The 18935-nt window shown below is 38.2% G+C and carries 18 protein-coding genes; 7 read left to right on the top strand and 11 right to left on the bottom strand.

Features of this window, described 5'->3' with window-relative positions; genetic code table 11:
• Nucleotides 1-4: 4 nt before the first annotated feature.
• The 5 genes from CKK03_RS06010 to CKK03_RS05990 all read right to left on the bottom strand — a co-directional run bounded on the left by CKK03_RS06010 (nt 5) and on the right by CKK03_RS05990 (nt 5597).
• Nucleotides 5-955 (bottom strand): Gfo/Idh/MocA family protein, encoded by a 951-nt coding sequence (locus CKK03_RS06010; RefSeq protein ID WP_099361690.1) that lies wholly within the window; start codon nt 953-955, stop codon nt 5-7.
• Between the two features lie 101 nt (nt 956-1056).
• Nucleotides 1057-1821 carry a (S)-benzoin forming benzil reductase gene (locus CKK03_RS06005; RefSeq protein ID WP_245864017.1) on the bottom strand — a complete coding sequence of 255 codons (765 nt, stop codon included), beginning with the start codon at nt 1819-1821 and terminating at the stop codon, nt 1057-1059.
• A gap of 80 nt (nt 1822-1901) precedes the next feature.
• The gene (locus CKK03_RS06000) at nt 1902-2984 is read right to left on the bottom strand and encodes a Ger(x)C family spore germination protein (RefSeq protein WP_099361688.1); all 1083 of its coding nucleotides are present in this window, start codon (nt 2982-2984) and stop codon (nt 1902-1904) included.
• Complete coding sequence (locus CKK03_RS05995; RefSeq protein ID WP_099361687.1) at nt 2981-4069, bottom strand: GerAB/ArcD/ProY family transporter; 1089 nt, start codon at nt 4067-4069, stop codon at nt 2981-2983. The genes CKK03_RS06000 and CKK03_RS05995 overlap by 4 nt, the downstream gene beginning before the upstream one ends.
• A gap of 43 nt (nt 4070-4112) precedes the next feature.
• Nucleotides 4113-5597: a spore germination protein gene (locus tag CKK03_RS05990; RefSeq protein ID WP_099361686.1), complete on the bottom strand. Its 1485-nt coding sequence runs from the start codon at nt 5595-5597 to the stop codon at nt 4113-4115.
• Nucleotides 5598-5789: 192 nt separating this feature from the next.
• Here CKK03_RS05990 and CKK03_RS05985 point away from each other — a divergent pair, with 192 nt between their 5' ends.
• The 4 genes from CKK03_RS05985 to CKK03_RS05970 all read left to right on the top strand — a co-directional run bounded on the left by CKK03_RS05985 (nt 5790) and on the right by CKK03_RS05970 (nt 10473).
• Entirely contained in the window at nt 5790-7160 is a 1371-nt protein-coding gene (locus CKK03_RS05985; protein WP_099361685.1) for a S8 family peptidase, read from the top strand.
• 150 nt (nt 7161-7310) lie between these two features.
• Complete coding sequence (locus CKK03_RS05980) at nt 7311-9005, top strand: DUF6044 family protein (protein ID WP_099361684.1); 1695 nt, start codon at nt 7311-7313, stop codon at nt 9003-9005.
• A gap of 21 nt (nt 9006-9026) precedes the next feature.
• Complete coding sequence (locus CKK03_RS05975) at nt 9027-10058, top strand: glycosyltransferase family 2 protein (RefSeq protein ID WP_099361683.1); 1032 nt, start codon at nt 9027-9029, stop codon at nt 10056-10058.
• A complete protein-coding gene (locus CKK03_RS05970; RefSeq protein ID WP_099361682.1) occupies nt 10027-10473 on the top strand; it encodes a GtrA family protein in 447 nt (148 codons plus the stop codon). Before CKK03_RS05975 ends, CKK03_RS05970 begins: the two co-directional genes overlap by 32 nt.
• On the opposite strand, the gene CKK03_RS05965 is transcribed toward CKK03_RS05970, so the two are convergent.
• Nucleotides 10470-11645, bottom strand: a complete 1176-nt coding sequence (locus CKK03_RS05965) for a D-alanyl-D-alanine carboxypeptidase family protein (RefSeq protein ID WP_099361681.1) — start codon at nt 11643-11645, stop codon at nt 10470-10472. The genes CKK03_RS05970 and CKK03_RS05965 overlap by 4 nt on opposite strands.
• Before the next feature lie 193 nt (nt 11646-11838).
• Nucleotides 11839-12552 carry an ASCH domain-containing protein gene (locus CKK03_RS05960; protein ID WP_099361680.1) on the bottom strand — a complete coding sequence of 238 codons (714 nt, stop codon included), beginning with the start codon at nt 12550-12552 and terminating at the stop codon, nt 11839-11841.
• A gap of 214 nt (nt 12553-12766) precedes the next feature.
• On the opposite strand from CKK03_RS05960, the gene CKK03_RS05955 reads away from it, so the two are divergent.
• The 3 genes from CKK03_RS05955 to CKK03_RS05950 all read left to right on the top strand — a co-directional run bounded on the left by CKK03_RS05955 (nt 12767) and on the right by CKK03_RS05950 (nt 14461).
• A complete protein-coding gene (locus CKK03_RS05955) occupies nt 12767-13114 on the top strand; it encodes a gamma-type small acid-soluble spore protein (RefSeq protein WP_099361679.1) in 348 nt (115 codons plus the stop codon).
• A gap of 132 nt (nt 13115-13246) precedes the next feature.
• Nucleotides 13247-13396: a protein YpzF gene (ypzF, locus tag CKK03_RS23620; RefSeq protein ID WP_165918145.1), complete on the top strand. Its 150-nt coding sequence runs from the start codon at nt 13247-13249 to the stop codon at nt 13394-13396.
• A gap of 99 nt (nt 13397-13495) precedes the next feature.
• Nucleotides 13496-14461 (top strand): ring-cleaving dioxygenase, encoded by a 966-nt coding sequence (locus tag CKK03_RS05950; RefSeq protein ID WP_099361678.1) that lies wholly within the window; start codon nt 13496-13498, stop codon nt 14459-14461.
• 50 nt (nt 14462-14511) lie between these two features.
• On the opposite strand, the gene CKK03_RS05945 is transcribed toward CKK03_RS05950, so the two are convergent.
• From CKK03_RS05945 to CKK03_RS05930, 4 genes are read right to left on the bottom strand one after another with little or no spacing between them, the layout of a single operon-like run.
• Complete coding sequence (locus CKK03_RS05945; RefSeq protein WP_099361677.1) at nt 14512-14715, bottom strand: CLC_0170 family protein; 204 nt, start codon at nt 14713-14715, stop codon at nt 14512-14514.
• Between the two features lie 24 nt (nt 14716-14739).
• Nucleotides 14740-15972: a Ger(x)C family spore germination protein gene (locus CKK03_RS05940; protein WP_099361676.1), complete on the bottom strand. Its 1233-nt coding sequence runs from the start codon at nt 15970-15972 to the stop codon at nt 14740-14742.
• A complete protein-coding gene (locus CKK03_RS05935; RefSeq protein WP_099361675.1) occupies nt 15953-17059 on the bottom strand; it encodes a GerAB/ArcD/ProY family transporter in 1107 nt (368 codons plus the stop codon). The genes CKK03_RS05940 and CKK03_RS05935 overlap by 20 nt, the downstream gene beginning before the upstream one ends.
• The gene (locus CKK03_RS05930; RefSeq protein WP_099361674.1) at nt 17007-18734 is read right to left on the bottom strand and encodes a spore germination protein; all 1728 of its coding nucleotides are present in this window, start codon (nt 18732-18734) and stop codon (nt 17007-17009) included. The genes CKK03_RS05935 and CKK03_RS05930 overlap by 53 nt, the downstream gene beginning before the upstream one ends.
• Nucleotides 18735-18935: the final 201 nt, after the last annotated feature.

Genomic DNA, 18935 nt, shown 5'->3' with positions numbered 1-18935 from the left:
TCATTTAGTTATCTCTAAGCTTTTCTAAAACAACTTGTGCCTCATATCCATCCTTAAAGGTAAAAAGTCGGTTTTCTTTACCTGCAATAGCAGAAACGAGATTGTCAATGAGTGTGGCTGTTTCAGTCGTCTCTATCTCAATCGGTTGAATTTCTTCTCCTAGCTTGCCACCTTCAAGCCTCCCCCAATCTCCAAGCGATAGTGTTCCTTCTGTACCATATGCCGTATAAGCGATTCGTTCAGCTCCAGCAATTTGACTGATTCCATTTATTAAAAATGGGGTACCATCCTCTAGTTCTAATGAAGCAATGATTCCAGTTTCACACTTTGTCTCATCTTCTGGAAGCTCTAATGTGCTATTTTGAAAAGTAATTGAACCAAAGATTCGTTGGGTTAATTGAATAAAATGAACCCCTACTTCCAACACAAATCCGCCTTGTTCACGTCCCGCAACCCAATCATTCTGTTGCCATAAACGGGGCCAGTTTGGGAAGTTCATTGAAAGTTCAAGTTTTCTTAATTTACCTATGTAACCTTCCTTAATCAACTGATCAAAGCTATTAGCAGGGTTACTATAATTTAGTGGGAAATTCATAGCATGAATGATTCCTGCTTGCTCTGCTTTTACTAACATTTCCTTAGCCTCTTCAACTGAATTCGCTAAAGGCTTCTCACATAAGATATGTACTCCTTTGTCGATTACATCCATCGTTACAGCATGATGATATTTTGGCGGGACAGCTACATAGACAAGGTCTAACTCCTCATTAGCTAGCATATCCTTGTGGTTATCATACCAATTGATACCGCCTAATTTTTCAGCCATTTCTACAGCTCGCTCTTTTTCCTTATCAACGACTGCAGTTACGGTTGTATGTTTATTCGCATTAAAACCTTGGATTAACCTTTCTCCAATTGCACCAAGGCCAATTACTCCTACTCTTACATGTTTCATCTTTTCTCTCCTCCCCATTCCCCATTATAATTCCAGCCCGCAAAATCGTCTATCAACATAAAAAAAGTCCCCCCTGAAAATTCACTCAGGAAGGGGGTCTTTTATACGAATGATTTTATATCATAGACATGACCATTGATTAATTCTTGGTTAAAAATGAGGTCTAGGATAACACCTGCAACAAACTCTGGTGATCGTAGCATCCCTTTCTCATTAAATTCGATGAATTGCTCAACCTCAGTAAAGTCCTCTTTATTTGTCTTTCTGATTACTTCTTGCATTTCTGTATCCATAACGCCTGGTGAAAAGGAAATCATGGTTACTGGGTTTTCAACTGTTTCCTGCTCAAAACCAACTGATTTTGTAAACATATCGATTCCTGCTTTAGACGAAGAGTATGCCGTCCATCCATGTCGAGCACGATTTGCAGCACCTGATGATACATTGACAATTACCTTTTTAGTTGCAAACGTTCCCGTATGGCGAATGAAATATGAGCTTAACAACATTGGTGCCAATAAATTAACATGAATATTTTCAGCTAATTCTTTTGGACTCGCCTTTCCAATCGGCTTGATTGGATCAATTATTCCTGCATTATTTACTAAATAAATTCCTTCAGCATTTGAGAAATCGATGGATGAAAAAATTCGTTCCATCACTTTTTCGATTTCTTCACTCTTTTGGAGATCACAAGAAAAATAATAAAGATTGATTCCCTTTTCAAACGCTAATTCTTTTAATTCATTATTTTGCTTTCTAGAGATACAAAATAAGGTGTGATCCTTGTCCAAAATTTGCTTAACAATGGATTCTCCTAATCCCCTAGATGTCCCAGTAATAATAAAATATTTCAAATAAGACACTCCTACCAACTTTTATCTTTTTCCATTGAAATAAGTATATCATACCCTATTGAAAACTGGCTTATAGATTGGTCACAACTTCATTGCGTAATACCCGTCTCAGTGATCGTTACCTCTGAATGAACCTCTATTTTTATATTCGGATAATTAAGTTCCCATTTCTTAAAATCTAAACCACGAGTTGAGTGTCTAGCCATATACCCAATCCCAACTGGGTCAATATTTTTCTCTTGAAAATCCTTTAACATTGCTTCGGATTTATCTTTTATTGTGTTCTCGAGTTCTTCATCGATCGTTTGAATAGTTTTGGGATTTGTTGTTTGCCCAGAAAATTCACTTAATACTCCTTCAAATTTAATCGTGATGTTTACTTTTGGCTCCCCATCTACTTCCTCGACCTTTATTTTTCTCTTTGATTTGATACGCCGGATAGAAGCGTACTCATCTGTCCCTTTTAATCGAATTGTATAGGACCCTTCCCCATAATCTTCGACCATTGCCTTAAAAAAGAACAAATCAGGCTCATCGATTTTAGCCACCATTTTACCATGCTTAAACATTCCAAGCCCTGTAATCTCCATCTTATTAGAAAGCAGTTTCATCGTTGGGAGAAAGGGATCCATCCCCTCCATATAATGATTATACATAAAAGTATGAAGATCAGACCTAGGCAAATCTCGTTTCTCGATATTATGTTGTAACATGATTGATAAGTATTCCCCAGTACCCCTGTTACCTAAACTCTTTTCTAATACCTCATTTGTCTTTCCTTCTATAATGGCTAGATTAATTTTCGATCCGATGCTTGCATCACGTTGAAGGGCGTCAATATACCTTAGTATTCCGTTTTTTGCAAGTTCATCCTCATACAAAACAACACGGACAGCACCTGTCACTAATGGGTCCGCTGATTTCTTTTGCAAAACATTGATTATTTCCTTAGCTAACACGGATTCCCCAGTGAAGCTAGCATTCTCGATGCTTTTGTCTGCCTTAAAAACGGGGATAACAGCTGTCCCTTTGATTTTTTGACCCTCAGCTCTATCAAAGCCAACTGCTGCCACCATGTTAATTTCATCTATTATTTCTTCAGATATTCTTCCATATAAGATTGTTATTAATGTAATGGTACAGATTGCAATTCCTATTAGTACTTTTTTCATTTTTTCTCCCTCATTTTACGAACGACTAGAGTAATGATGAAGAGGATTGGAATATAAGCAAAGATATAATAAAGTCCAAAATTTGACATATATCCACTAATCATGTCTATATGTTGACGTGATTTAATGAGACTGCTTGCAACTAATACAACTGGTAAAATCCAGAGTAACGATTTTCGTTGTTGTATCGAAAACACTTTTTTAATTCCTCTCCCAGCTCCCCAAAGAGCAATACAAATATTGGGAAGGATTACAAGAAACCATGATGCGATTCCAACATACTCAAATCGTTCTACAAACGGCATGTTGATACTTTTAAACATGGTTAGGGTTGCCCAAATGATTTTATCTAGTTGGTCAGCGCTAAAATACATGATTGCGGTAACATTAGCAATTAGGTATAAAATCGTTGTTGCTAAGACTCCAAGGTGAGCCCATTTTTGAGACTTTGGTGGATTTTTAATAAAAGGATAAAAAAGCAAAAGCGTTTCAAAGCCCAAGATACTTAGGGTCATATCCTTTGTCGATTTTGCAATTTCTGTTACCGAATGGTTCATAATTGGTAACAAATTTCGTACATGGCCGTAATCCAAAGGAAAGAATACTAAAAGAAGTATATATAATGGGAGGACAATACTAAAAAAACTAATGCCCGTTACCGTTCTAAAACCACCTAAAATAATATAGTACGCTAGTACAATTGTAAAAAAACCAAAAACCCAACTATTGAATTCTGGGAACATCCATACCTGAATTACCTCGATATAAGAACGTAAAACGGTTACCGCTAATGCCATAAGGTAGAGAACAAATAATAGGCTAAGAAAACCTCCTATCCACTTTCCAAAAACCTCTTTATGTACATCAACAATGTCCCCCCCAGAAGGATCTAAGATTTTATAGATGATCCATACAATGATGTGCACAGCTACTCCAGCTAGTATGACGGCTATCCAACTGTCATATCCTGATGATTTTGCTATGATTCGTTGAAAACCAAGCATTCCTACCCCTACTTGCATGGAATGAATTAAGAAAAATACAAAAATAGGAGAAACTAAAAATGATTCTTTGATCCTTTCCATCGTTGCAACTCCTTGGAATCAATTACGCATGAATACAGTGAAGCTATTCATCAATATCTTTTTTCGCTTCTGCTTTATTTTGATTAAAACGATTTTTATCTTCAGGACGTAAATAACCTGGACGTTTTGCAAGCTGAGAATATGGTAGCCGAATAAATGCATCCTTTAAATCTCCTACACGTAGTGGGTAAATTGGTTCTAAGAATGGCCGACCTAAAGATGTTAATCGAATTAAATGTGCTAATAGAAAACAAAAACATACAACAATTCCGATTAATCCCCATAGCTGAGAAAAGATAAGAAATGGAAAACGAATGATACGGATGGTATTACCCATCGTATAAACGGGTGTTGTAAAAGACGCTAATGCAGCCAGTGCGACCATAATCAACAATACATTACTCGTAAGACCCGCTTCAACAGATGCTGTTCCAATAACGATACCGCCCACGATACCGATTGTTTGACCAACTTTTGCAGGCAGCCTTGCTCCTGCCTCACGAAGGAGTTCAATGACGATTTCTAAAAACAATGCCTCTAGTATCGGTGGCAACGGAACCTCACGCCTTGAGATAACTAAAGTTGCCAGTAGATCCCTCGGAATTAATTCATGATGATATGTTAGAACAGCAACATATATCGGCGTTATTAATATAGAAAAGATGACCGAAAAAAGGCGAAGCAACCTAACAAAGGAAGCAATATACCAGTTTAAGAAGTAGTCTTCAAATGATGAGAAAAACTCAACAAGTGTAGTTGGAGTAATAATAGCTTGTGGTGATCCTTCTGAAAGCACCACTACCTTCCCCTCAACTAATACAGACGCAACCCTGTCAGGCCGTTCCGTTTCAAGCATTTGTGGGAAGGGTGAGTTCGTATTATCAACAATCATTTGTGAAATATAAGAACTATCACTTATTTGATCAAAGTCAATATCGCTAATCCGTTGTAATACAGTTTGTACATTTTCCTTCTCAACAATATCTTCAATATAAACTACTGCTACCTTCGTTTTTGATAATTTTCCTATGGTCAGTTCCTTTACCCGTAATTCAGGCACAGGGAGCCGCTTTCGGATTAGGTTTAGATTGGTATCAAGTGATTCGACAAATGCCTCTTTTGGACCAGTTACACTAAACTCCACTTCAGGTGAGTTAACTGATCTTTTTTCAAATTTCACAGCATCTATAAGCGCACAATAACCGTCATGTTTGTGAAATTGAATCATAATACTACCTTGTAAAAGCTTATCTTCAATTTCCCTAGGATTTTTTGAAATCACAATCTCCTTATTTGGAATAATTGCTTTAAGGTCTCGAATTGAATAGACCTTCGCATAAAGTAAATAAGGTAGTATGTGTTCGTTAAGGGTTTTTGTATCAATAATATTGCGTTGATAACAAATCCAATACGGGCGAATTGCTTGTCCATTGAATTGGCAAATGAAATCTTCTGATTTTCGAAAGGTTTGATATATTTCTTCCGTTAACCTAGGTTTCTTATCTTCCTTTTTGAACCAATTTGCCATTGCGATCACCCTTTTGCTTTTAACATGTTTCTTTATATTTCTACTTCTTTCCCTCCTGTTAGTTATTCCATGAAATGTATGGAAATTATGCATACTATTTCTTCTTACTTTCAATTTATTGGAATGAAAGTAAGGCATGAAAGAAAGGTGTAAGCAAGATACTAAAAGAAAAGTGTGGTTGAGGTGATTTTAATGTGGAATAAAAAGAGACTTGCTATAGTAGCATTAATAATTGCGGTGGGGTTATCGATTTTCGTTTCTTTTAGATTATTTGATAATAATGGGGAACAAGCTAATTCAAAAACATCTTCAACTCGTAGCACTCCCCTCCTAATGAAAAATGAAACGATTGATACTTCCCCTCAAGTGATGAATGTAGACTCGATTCAACTATACAACAATGTGCAAAGGCAATTAGATAACCACGAAGAAATAGACGTTATTGATCATAATGGCAAAGATAAAAGTCATTACCATCATCACCAAGTTATTGTTGATTTTAAACATCACTTAAAGCCTGAAGAAATTAAACAAATTGAAAAGGACATTAAGGGAAAGCTACTACGTAAACTAGATTCCTCTTACATTTTTGAATCAGATAACATGAAGACACCTGCGATGATTTCTTATTTCGATAAAAGGAAGGACGTCGAGTTTGCTGAGCCTAACTATATTTTAATGCAAAATCAGCAATCACCGAATGACCTCCTTTATAATGATTTCCAATGGAATTTACGTATGATTGATTCCGAAAATGGCTGGGGTATAACACAGGGCTCAGATAAAGTTAAAATAGCCATCATTGATACGGGAGTAGATTTGGATCATCCTGACCTAGTGAACCGAATTACGGACGGCTATAACATCCTAAAGGACAATAATGTTCCAGATGATGACAATGGGCATGGTACACATGTTGCCGGAATCATTGCCTCACAAACAAATAATCATGAAGGAACTGCAGGAGTCACATGGTTTAACCCAATTATGCCAATTAAAGTAATGGGCTCAGATGGATATGGATCAACCTTTGACATTGCTCGTGGAATCATTTGGGCAACTGATCATGGAGCTGATGTGATTAATCTTAGTCTTGGGAATTACCAAGGATCAAAGTTACTGAAACAAGCAGTTGATTATGCATATAGACATGACGTTGTGATGGTGGCTGCTTCTGGTAACGATAATTCAAGCCAACCAAGCTTCCCATCTGCGTACCCACAAGTATTAAGTGTCGCAGCCGTTGATTTAAACGGCGATAAAGCAGAATTCTCCAATTATGGAGATTATATCGATGTATCAGCACCAGGTGTGACAATTCCGAGCACCTATATCGATGAGCAGTATGCTGCATTGTCTGGAACTTCTATGGCAGCACCACATGTTGCAGCGCTTGCTGCCTTAATGCGCTCAATTAATCCAAACCTATCTAATAAAGAAATCATGGAGATTATCAAGGGAACAAGCTTAGACCTCGGAAAAGCGGGGAAAGATATTTATTTTGGCGACGGATTAATCGATATTGTCCAAGCCCTTGAAAAAGCAAAAGGAGGTACCGACTAATCGTTGAACAGCGGTCGGTACTCGTGTAAAACCATTCATAAAAGTGGGGTTTCCCCACTTTTTTCTTTTCACATTCATATTACATACGATTATGGATACGATAAAAAATGGAAATCCAATAATGGAAATTTTATTAATGGAGGGAGGACATTGTCGCAAACTAGGACTCAACAACGAGGTGAGTTTCGTCTCATCATAGCAGCCCTCCTACTCATCGTCATTTTTGTATCTCCTTATTTTATCCTTGGTGAGAATGCTCATCTACGAGTTCACGACAACTTAGATTCGAATCTTGCCTGGTATAAGGTTCTTGCAAAGAGCAATCAAATGCTCGGACCAGTTGATGCCTCAATCCCTCAAATACTTAACGGTCATCTTCAAAGAGGTGCATTTGGAACCGAACTTAGTGGGATTGTATGGCTACATGCCGTTTTTCCACCAATGATTGCCTATGGACTAAGCCAATTTATCACGAGAATCTTTGCGTTTTTAGGCATGTATTTATTACTAAAAAAGCATATCCTCACCCGTAATGAATGGGCTTGGATTCGAGTTGGGGTTTCATTAGCCTTTGCCCTGACACCTTTTTGGCCTTCTGGAATGTTGAGTACACTCGGGATGCCGCTTGCTTTATGGGCACTGCTTAATATCCGAGCTGGGGAGAAGTCATGGGTAAACTGGTTGACACTAACCTTACTTCCCTTCTATGCAAGCATTGTTCTTGGATTTTTCTTTTTTATTAGTGCGATGGGGATTTTTTGGCTGATCGATTGTTTCCGTGGCAAGAGTCTGAACCTACGCTTTTTATGGGCACTCATTTATTTCACATTAATTTTTATGGTAGTTGAATATCGACTTGTTTACTCCTTTTTATTTATGGATGAACCAAATAGTCGGGATGAATATTTTCATGCACGATTATCATTTTTACGTGCTCTCCGTCTTTCCTTGAAAAATTATGTACTTGGTCACACCCATGTAATGAGTGTTCATGGCTTGGTCATTTTGCCAGTTAGCATACTGGCCTTGAATGTTGTTCTCATGAAGAAAAAGTGGAAACAAGAGAAAGTTTTTCTTTTCTTACATGTCCTAAACGCTGTTTTGTCCATTTGGTATGCCTTTTGGTTTTTTAAAGGGTGGGTTCCCTTAACTGAACGATTTCATTTTTTAAATACCTTTAATTTTGCAAGATACCATTTTCTGAGGCCCATGGTTATTTATGTTTTGTTTGCTATTTCGTTAAAAATTTTATGGGAATACCGAGGTGGATGGAAGCGTGCAAGTTTGTTATTCCTTGCAGCACAACTAGTTATTGTGGCTTCTTTTAATGAAGAACTTGTTTATAAAAACAAGCCCTCTTTTCAGCAATTTTTTGCAGAAAAACAATTCGAGGATATCAAGGAGTACATAGGCTTGCCACAGGAGGATTATCGTGTAGCTAGCATCGGTCTTCATCCCGCTATCGCTCAGTTTAACGGGTTTTATACACTCGATACATACAATAATTTTTATCCTCTTTCTTATAAGCATCAGTTTCGAGAAATTATCGCCAAGGAATTGGAAAAGGACAAGAAACTGCGACAATATTTTGATGAATGGGGTGGCCGATGCTACATCTTTTTAGATGAACTCGGCAAGCACTATATGTTTAAAAAAACGTCGAAAAAAGAAATTAGTAAAATGGAACTGAACATGCAAGCATTTTATAACATGGGTGGGCGGTTTATCATTTCATCTCTGCCTATTCAAAATGCAGCCGATAATCATTTAGTTCTCGAGGAGACCTTCGATTCTGCAGAATCTGCATGGAGGATTTATTTATATCGAGTTTCCATTTCACAATAAAATGGTTAGGGGGGATTCATCATGAATATACCTTTACTTACAATTGTTGTCCCTTGCTATAACGAAGAGGAAGTTCTTCCTGAATCAATGAAACAACTTAGAGCCCTTCTGGACGATCTTATCGAGGACAAGTTAATTTCCGAAAAAAGTAGACTCTTATTTGTTGATGACGGAAGCAAGGATCAAACCTGGTCGATCATTTATAAACAAGGACTTGAAGATAGTAAAATAAAAGGAATAAAGTTAGCCAGAAATGTTGGCCACCAAAATGCCCTACTTGCAGGTTTGTTTTCCGCAAAACGTCAGTCAGATTGTCTCGTCTCCATAGATGCCGATTTGCAGGATGATATTGAAGTCATACGTGAATTTATACTTCGCTTCTCGGAAGGCTATGAAGTCGTATATGGTGTACGAAAAGAACGAAAGACTGATACTTTCTTTAAGAAGCATTCCGCACAAGGATTTTACAAGTTAATGAATTTCATGGGTGTTAACCTCGTTTATAATCATGCCGATTTCCGCTTAATGAGCAGGCGAGCCGTGGAAGCACTTGAACATTTTGATGAAAGTAATCTCTTTTTACGAGGAGTGGTTCCACTAATTGGTTTTCAATCTACATCAGTCTTTTATGATCGTAAAGAACGAATGGCTGGTGAAACAAAGTACCCCTTACGCAAAATGCTGTCGTTTGCTCTTGATGGGATTACGTCTTTTAGTGTTACGCCGATTCGCTTGATTTCATTAATGGGCCTGCTTTCATTCTTTGTTAGCTTATTTTTTGGAGGATACTTTTTTTATTTAAAATTTAGTGGACAAACCCAGACAGGCTGGACTTCCCTGATTACCTCGATTTGGTTAATTGGTGGATTGCAGTTGATTGCTTTAGGATTTATCGGAGAATATATCGGAAAAATTTATAAGGAAACAAAGCGACGCCCAAAGTTCGTTATCGATATCGACACATTCAATCTTGCATTACGTGAAGAAGAACCTGAAGCTCCAGAAGAGGGTGGATACTTGATTGATTACAACCCATTATCTGAAACCAACTAACACATTCATCCGCTTTCTGCTTGTTGGACTCATGAATACATTTGTTGGACTATCGAGTATTTTCTTGCTCTTACATGTGGTTGGTCTCTCTTACTGGCTTTCAACGTTTCTAGGAAATTCAGTTGGCGCGGTCATCAGTTATCTCTTAAACCGACGCTTTACGTTTAACAGTAAGGCCACATTTGGAAGAAGCATCCCTTTATTTATTTTAGTCATTCTTAGCTGCTACTTTCTTTCATATTCAGTAAGTAAACTCGTAGCAGGTTTCATTTTACTGCCATACACAAACGAAATAGCTGTTTTGCTTGGAACAGGACTTTACACAATATCAAACTACTTTGGCCAAAAATATATCGTATTTGCGGGACAGAGGGACAGGTCCCTCGTCCCACGAAAAAAAAGCACTCTTGATTAAGTGCTCTTTTTTATGTTTTTTATTGTTTTTCGAAGATAGACGAGGCTTACGCCAAAAAACAGGACCATTAGGATGGCTGGTACTGGAACCTTAGGATGGATATTGGCTGGATTGATTTCAGCACGGGTGTTCAACGCTTCCTTTGGAATGTCCATTTTCATCTGTTTCGTTGCAAGTAGTCGGCCATCATCACCAAGTACCTGCAATACACCTTGGTCGTTCATCGCAATTTGTACTTCTTCATTTTTCATTTGTGTATATTTGAGTGGTTTGCTTAAATGATAACTTTCTTTTTTGTCACCGATAAAGGATGTATCCGTTGCTACCTCTTTTACCTCAAAATTTTCAAAGCCGTAATCTAAAAGCTCAACTGTATCTTCATAAGCAATTTCATTTCGATCGGCTTTTAATACGATCGCAATTAAAGACATTTCACCTTTTTCTGCAGACGTTGAAAGGGTGAATCGTGATTCCTGGACAAAGCCTGTTTTTCCACCTGTGATCCCTTCATATGGAATTTCACCTCTGAGCAATAAATGGTGGCTATAAAGGGTTGTGTCCCAACTTTCACCATTCCAGGCTAATTCCTTTGTTCCAAAAATCTCACGGAAAACTGGATTTTTTAATGCATATTTCGTTATTAAAGCCAGGTCATATGCAGTGGTGTAGTGATTTTCATCAAACAGACCATGTGGGTTAGAAAAATGGGTCTGCTTGACACCCACTTCCTTTTGTAGAAACGAATTTAAGGACTTGGCAAAGTTCTCCACATTCCCATCAAGATGCTCCGCAATCGCAACCCCGGCATCGTTACCGGAATTAATCAGCAAGCCTTGAATAAGATGTTTTAACGTAACCTTTTCCCCTTCTTCAAGGTAAACACGAGTTCCGCCCGTTTCATAGGCATTGGCACTAACTGTGACAGTATCATCTAAATTTCCTGTTTCAATGGCGTAAATGGCAGTTGCCATTTTCGTTAAACTTGCAGGATATAATTTTGTATCACTATTTTTTTCATATAGTACTGAACCTGTATTTGCATCTAGTAAAATAACTGCGTCACTCTTTATCGTTGGTACATCAATTGGCTGAGAATTTTGAGCAAAAGCTTGAAAAGGCGCAACAAAAGCAATCACAACTATTAGAACCAAAATCATATAAAGCTGCTTCATTTCACTTCTCCCTTTTGGACTTGATGGACATATCTTGTTGCCCCATTAGTGTTTTATCTATTGAGCGGGACAAAAAGTCGATCAACCTCGTCCCACGATTTTACAATTACAGGTATTCGAAAGTCAAATTGGTTTTTTGGCGGCATCTAAAAAAGACGTTCCGCGTGTTCTACGCAAAACGTCTTCTAAATCCTTATTTATGATAGGTGTAAATGGAACTCCATTCATGAATCAATTGGGTTGCCAATAAGTTTTCTTTGGCGTACTTTTCCGCTTTTATCATGAGTTCCTTTTGGTCTATTTTCCCTTCGAAGTCGGGATTTACTTTGCAGTATATATATGTGCCTTCTTCATTTTGGCGAAATCGAAAAAATGCTACAAAATCTTTCTCTTTATATACGGAATAAAAGTAATCACTAGCCACCCCAAACAACTCAAAATCCGTCCAGTTGGCGACCTTGAACCGTTCCGCCTCGGACATTGGGACAAGGTGTAAATCTATCTTAACATCAATAAAAATGTCCTTAAGCGTAAAATGTTCTACGACTATCACGGTATCTTCATTAAGTTCGTAACCATCCATTTGTAGGGGCTTCTCCCAGCTAAAAATATGATCCTCTATAAACTCGTCAAGCGTGGAATTTTCGCCATTCGCGATTCTCTTACCCACTTCACCTTGAATTTCACCAAATCGTATTTCATAAAAATCGGTAATTTGGATGTTGGCCACATGTTCATTCCGCTTCGTAAAAGCCTGTATGATATCGCCTTTCTCGCTTTTTTCCTCGTCTGGCAATTGATCATACCAAACCTTCGGTGTACAGGTGACTGTCTTCACACCACGTAGTACTTCTTCAAGAAGTCTCTCATCATATTCATCTCGACCCCAAAAATCGATTCGTTTCATTCAAATCACCTCTTCCACTACTTGAATTATATAATGGATGGTTTGAAATGAACAACAAAAAACTCGGTAACCCTTTTATATTCCCAGAAAAATGTCACTTGATTAACATTCTTTTCAATACATTAAAAGGGGCTGTGCTACACAAATTAAGAAAGGATTTTTGAAAGGGCAGGCCTTTTGAGAATCCACAAAAATTCGTCTGGGAGGGTTCCGAATGCAAAACAACAACAATCAACAAATTCCAGCACAGGCTCAAGCTGCACTTAACCAAATTAAACAAACAGCCCAACAGTTGGCGCAAACAGAGCAAATGAATGCACAGCAGTTCCAACAAAGCTCACCACAAGTGCAACAATCTGCCCCTGGATTTGCAGGACGTGAATTGAATGCTGCTCAGCAGTTAAACCAGATAGAGCAGTCCGCACAGCAGCTCCAACAATCTGTTGGGCAACAACAATTCACTTCAACCGGATCCTCTTTCAGTACCGAATTCGCTAGCGAAACAGATGTTGCTGAAGTTCGTAAACAGAACCAGCAATCTCAGGCTAATAAAAATCGCTAGACACCTACCATTAGTAATGCCCTCACACATGTGAGGGTATTTTTAGCAAGTAAAATGGCTAAATGGTCTTACATTAATGGGTCCAAACTACTCATACTACAAAGTGAAATGTTAAGAATGGAGTTGAATGTAATGGGACGAACGAAGCGCGGAAATGCGAATGCACAACGAAATAATAATGCAAAAAAAGGAAATAGAATTAGTGAAGAGCTTGTAGAATTCGCATCTTATACAGAAGTAGAAGCAGAAAAACAAAATGTTCAAAAGAAGAAAAAGAAATAGTCTGCTCCGGCCAAGGGTTTCCTTGGCCTTTTCTATATTATCTAATCTGTGGTATAATTATCTTGAATTCAAGATAATTTATTTTTTGGGGGAATGAACATGCAATTACTAGGCTTACATCATGTTTCGTTACTCACTGGCAAAGCGGAGCGAAACTTTGAATTTTATACAAAAGTTTTAGGAATGCGCCTAATTAAGAAAACAGTGAACCAAGATAATACGCAATCCTACCATCTTTTCTATGGAGATGCAAAAGGAAATCCAGGGACCGAAATTACATTCTTTGATATACCTGGACTCGGAAGAACACACCCAGGAGTATCAAGTATTTCTTCCACTTCGCTACGTGTGAAATCAACTGATTCCTTGCATTTTTGGAGGAAGCGATTAGCGGAGTACCGCATTTCAACAGAAGAAATCACTAAGCGAGCTGGGCGCGACACTTTGGCTTTTCAGGATTATGAAGGCTCAAGAATCATCCTTGTTGCGGATAATGGCGAAGCGGGAGTTTCTGCAGGTGAACCTTGGGAAGTTAATGATATTCCAGCTGAACATGCGATAATTGGGCTCGGACCAGTCACTTTAACCGTTGCCAATGCTGAACCTACTATTAAAATTTTGACAGATGTCATGGGTTTCCGAAAGGTCGGCAGCTATCCTTCGCTTGCAGGTGATTATCCTGAAATCCTAGTCTATGCGACAGGTGAAGGTGGATCTGGAGCCGAACTTCATATTGAAACACGACCTGATCTACCAAAAGAACGTTTGGGACGTGGCGGTGTGCACCATGTGGCCTTCCGTATTCCGAACGAAGAGGAATATGAAAATTGGTTTACAAGAATAAAACAAACACGCCTTCCCAACTCTGGTAAGGTAGACCGCTATTACTTCAAAGCATTGTACTTTAGAGAACCAAATGGTATTTTATTTGAGCTCTCAACTGACACTCCTGGGTTTGATGTAGATGAACCATTGGAAACGTTAGGCGAACGACTTGCACTTCCTGCATTTTTAGAACCAAAGAGAAGCGAAATTGAAGCAAATTTACGACCATTAGAAATTTAAAGAAAGATAGCCCCTAGGATATTCGAATTTCTTGGGGCTTGTTTTAATTTTCACCAAAAAATCTGCTGATACGCCCAATTTACTAAAAAGGCAAGTACCCCGGCTGTTATATTAAACCATCCTAGAAACGTGCTAACCTTCTTTTCTTTTTGCATGTTCTTCGTTTTATAACCCTTCACATCAAACATGAGAATAAAGACCCCTGTCATGACACTTAGTACAACTACGTAATTTAAATACCCAATAAAAAACATGTAAACTCCTTCGGTACGATAAGGCTATTTTGCCTTTGTACCCACTCTTCGAATTTTTGATGTACATTGAATATCATAGGTCATATCCTTGTAGACTTCACGCCACTTCTCTTTTGTTTGAATCTCCTTATTCCAGTAATCAGGTTGTTTCGCTCGAAAATATTCTCCAAACCCAAAAATATCTGATTGTTCATCCTGCATTTTTTTGATTAATTTACTTGTTCCTTCTTTTACACCCTTTGAAGCCTCTACTTCAATTTTTCTAATAATTTCCGGATTATTTAAATCTACCCCAACCGCTCCTTCCGCGATTGTACTTTCATAATGAATTTTTATGTCCAAATGAGGCTTCCCGTTTCGTACGGTTGGTTTTAGCGATGACCTGCGATATTCTGCCCTCACAATCACCTTAACATCTGTATCAGGCACTTCAACAAACACCTCATATCCGCCTCTCCTCTCTCCTGTTACAGCCATGAATAAGCCTATTTCAACAGGTTCCGTTCTACCTATCATTCGATCATCTTTAAAATACGCTAAACCAGAAATTTGTATGTTATCCTCTTTTTTTAATTCAAGATATGGAAGGAATGTATCTTGACCTTTGCTTTGTAGCTTTGTCCAAAACAAGCCGATAAAATCTTCCGGAAATGTACCTAATCCAACAGCATTTTCGACCATTGCAGACAAATAAAGAGTAGGTACCCGCTCTAGTTTAGGTGCTACCTCCATAAATTTTATGGCTTCACCTTTTGATACTACCATCCAAGCAGTCCTTCTAATTTCAGGATTTCTTCGGAGATAATCGTTAAACCTTTTTACCCCATCCTTCGCAACGTCTTCACTTATGACAATGGTCCGTAGATGACCAAAAAAAAGCCGGTCAGCGACTTCTTGTTGAAGTACAGCTATCGCGTCATCTAATGTATAGCCCACTACACTGATTACCCAAAGAGGGTTTTGGTCTACTCCAGCCCCACCCGTTTGCGGTCCCAGTGGAATTCTTCCTGGAACAGCGATTTGAGCACTTAATTTAATTAATCCATCTTTCGGCTTTGGAAACTGATTTCCTAAACCGGTTATTTGAGCAAGGTCTGCACCGTCTACATCTTCAACCTTATCAATTGATATACCTAATACCGTCGCTCGTTGTTCAATATCATCACTATCCCAGCAACCTGTTAAGAATAGCCCAGGCACTAAAGCGATAAGTATAATTTTTAAACAAGTCTTCCAACTATGCTTTGATACTCCCACTTTTTTTCACCTTTTTCTTTACAAGGTCTACACTAACTAATAACATTGGATAACCGACTGTGAGAATTAGGCCTAATCTACCAAAGATTTCAATAACATCATATAAATGCAAAATATTTTGCGGAATCATCGCGATAATGAAAACAATCGGCAAAATAAAAAAGGAAAGCATTTTATGATCACGTAATCCAGCCATTTGGCTAATGGAATGAACCGTGAACATATAACTGGAAAACAATGTAGTGAATACAGCAATTACCCACACAGATAAAAAAACAATATCTAATCTCTGAAGAAGATTACCAGGTATTGAGGTCGTACGAGCTAATTCAAGGGTCGGCCATAGAAGGTTTGTTATTTCACCAGGGCCAAACACCGCAACCGTTGCAATGACAATTAACAGGTATAAACCACCGGCAATAACCATTCCCCAAATACTAGCTTTAACCGCTTTTCGTGGATGCCTCATAAAGGGAATTATCATTGTAAAAATAAAAGAACCCTGAAATAATGCTGCAATGGTTAAGCCTCCAATTAAGTAACTTCCAGGTTCATTTCCTAGTATTGGAAGTAAATATAAAGCATTTGCGTTCTTTAAAGATAAAGCAACGATGATTAAAGCAGGTGCCAAAATAAACGGAACATAAAAATTATGGATATAGGCAAAGACATTCATGTCATTCCTTGTAGACAATGCCGCGAGTATCAACATCACAATTACAGTCACTTCTAGTGGCGTTTGCTTTAGAATGGCAGTAATAACTACCGCTCCAAACTCCCGTGAAGTTAGTCCCGTTAATATTGCAAAAAAGAGAATGATAACTAGGTTCGGCACCCTGCTTAACCACTTCCCCAAAATATCTTCTCCATACAAAATGATAGATTTTCGGGGGTGACGGATTCCAAGAAATGTAATTAACCCAAGTCCAATGGATGCGATCCCTATACCGAATAAAGTGAGTAAAGGAGCACCCGTATCTGCGGACCGAACCGCAAAGAGAGGAAGAGCCAATAATCCCACTCCGATAATGGTACTAATTAGGATCGTTGTTGCTTGAATGACCGTTATCTCGCGTGGATATTCCACTTGACTTGTCCTCCTTCCATTTTTCATTTCCAACCATTACCGGATCCAAAGTGTTACTTGTTCCCTTTGTAGATTCTCCCTTCGTTTTTCCTAAACGGTCAGAGTTTTGAGAATGTAGCATTTCAGGCCTTTTTGGCATCCACCAAAAAGGTGCTCTAATAATAACATCCTTTAAACCTTGGAAATTACCAGGTGTTACTGGGCTCATATAAGGGACTCCAAAGGATTTTAACGAAAGCATATGATTAAAAATGAAAATAATGCCAATGACGACACCGTAAAGTCCAAAAAAGCCCGCCATTATGACAATTGGAAATCGAAGCATGCGGAGAGCAAACGCAGCATCATATGCCGGAGTTGCAAATGAACCAATCGTTGTCATCGCAATTACAACAACCGTTATTGGACTTGCAATTCCCGCTTCAACCGCTGCTTGTCCAATTACGAGTACCCCTACAATGGAAAGGGCTCCACCTACCTGCTTAGGTAGTCGAACAGTCGCTTCACGTAGGATCTCCATCGCAACTTCAATCATTAACACTTCTACCACTGCAGGAAAAGGGACTCCTGAACGTCCACCCGCAACAGCAACAGCAAATTCAGTCGGAAGCAGCTCCGGGTTAAACGATATAAAGGATACATAGAGTGATGGAAAGATTAAAGAGAAAACTAATGCCACCATACGAGCGAGTCGTACGAAACTCCCCATTAAAAATCGAGAAGAGTAATCCTCGAATGTTTGATAAAATTGATTAAATACCACTGGAGCAATAAGCGAGAATGGTGATCCATCGACTAGAATAGCCACTCTTCCTTCTAGAATACTACCTACTGTCTTATCAGGGCGTTCTGTACTCTGAATCTGTGGAAAGGGAGACATATGGTTATCTTCAATAAATTGTTCGATATAGCCTACATCCAAGATGGCATCAATATCAATTTTCCCTAAACGATCCTTCACTTCTTTTACTAAGTCATCGGTTGCAATCCCTTCAAGATAGCAAATGGCTGTCGTCGATTTTGACACACGGCCAATTTCCATAATTTCAACACGAAAATCTGCTGTTTTTAATCGATTTCGTAATAATGCTATGTTCGTTTGTAAGGATTCAATAAAACCTTCTCGAGGTCCTAAAATAACCTGTTCTGTTTCTGGCTGGGAGATTGAACGTTTATCGATATTCTTTACAGCAAATTGAATACCAGAATTGACCCCATCAATAAAAATAAAGGTTTCTCCACGTAATAACGCATTTATGATATTTTCAATATTACTTTCTTTTTTTATTTCAGTATGAAACATGGCCTCATTCAAAATGAAATCCAACACATTTGTTTTTGTAAGTTTTTCAAGGTCGGTTTGAACTGGAACATACATTAGAGGCTTCATAATGCCACTGTTAATTGTATTTTTATCAACAATGCTAGAGAAGTAAATAATCGCTGCACTAAATTTACCGTACATTTGAAACTTTCGACAAAAGAAATCAGCGTTTTTCCCTAATAGATTTTTCAATAATTCAATTGTGCCATCAAGGTTTTCTCCCAGTTGATCTGTCGGCAGCTCTTCAACCAATTTATGTGGAATGTTATTTTCATTTGCTGTCGCAGCTGGTTGTTGTGAAGATTTAGTACCTCTTCGTTTCGGACTTCTCTTTATGGTAGACCAAGACATTTCGATACCTCTTTCTTAAAAGAGACATTTTTATATATATTCCTCCATAAATGGTATTTTATTCTTTTAAAGGTAATTGGTATGGGATAAGGAAGTTGAGGATTGTGCGGTTGAGCGTTGCTATTGCGTAATTATCTGGATTAAAACGCAATTAACCCAAGATTGGTGTTTTTACAACACAATCTTGGGTTATTGTTTTGA

It is taken from the genome of Fredinandcohnia onubensis (assembly GCF_002734215.1).
GTDB classification, from domain to species: Bacteria; Bacillota; Bacilli; order Bacillales; family Bacillaceae_L; genus Ferdinandcohnia; species Ferdinandcohnia onubensis.
The sequence above is the reverse complement of the archived record's forward strand: the minus strand, read 5'-3'. Positions and strand labels throughout refer to the sequence as shown.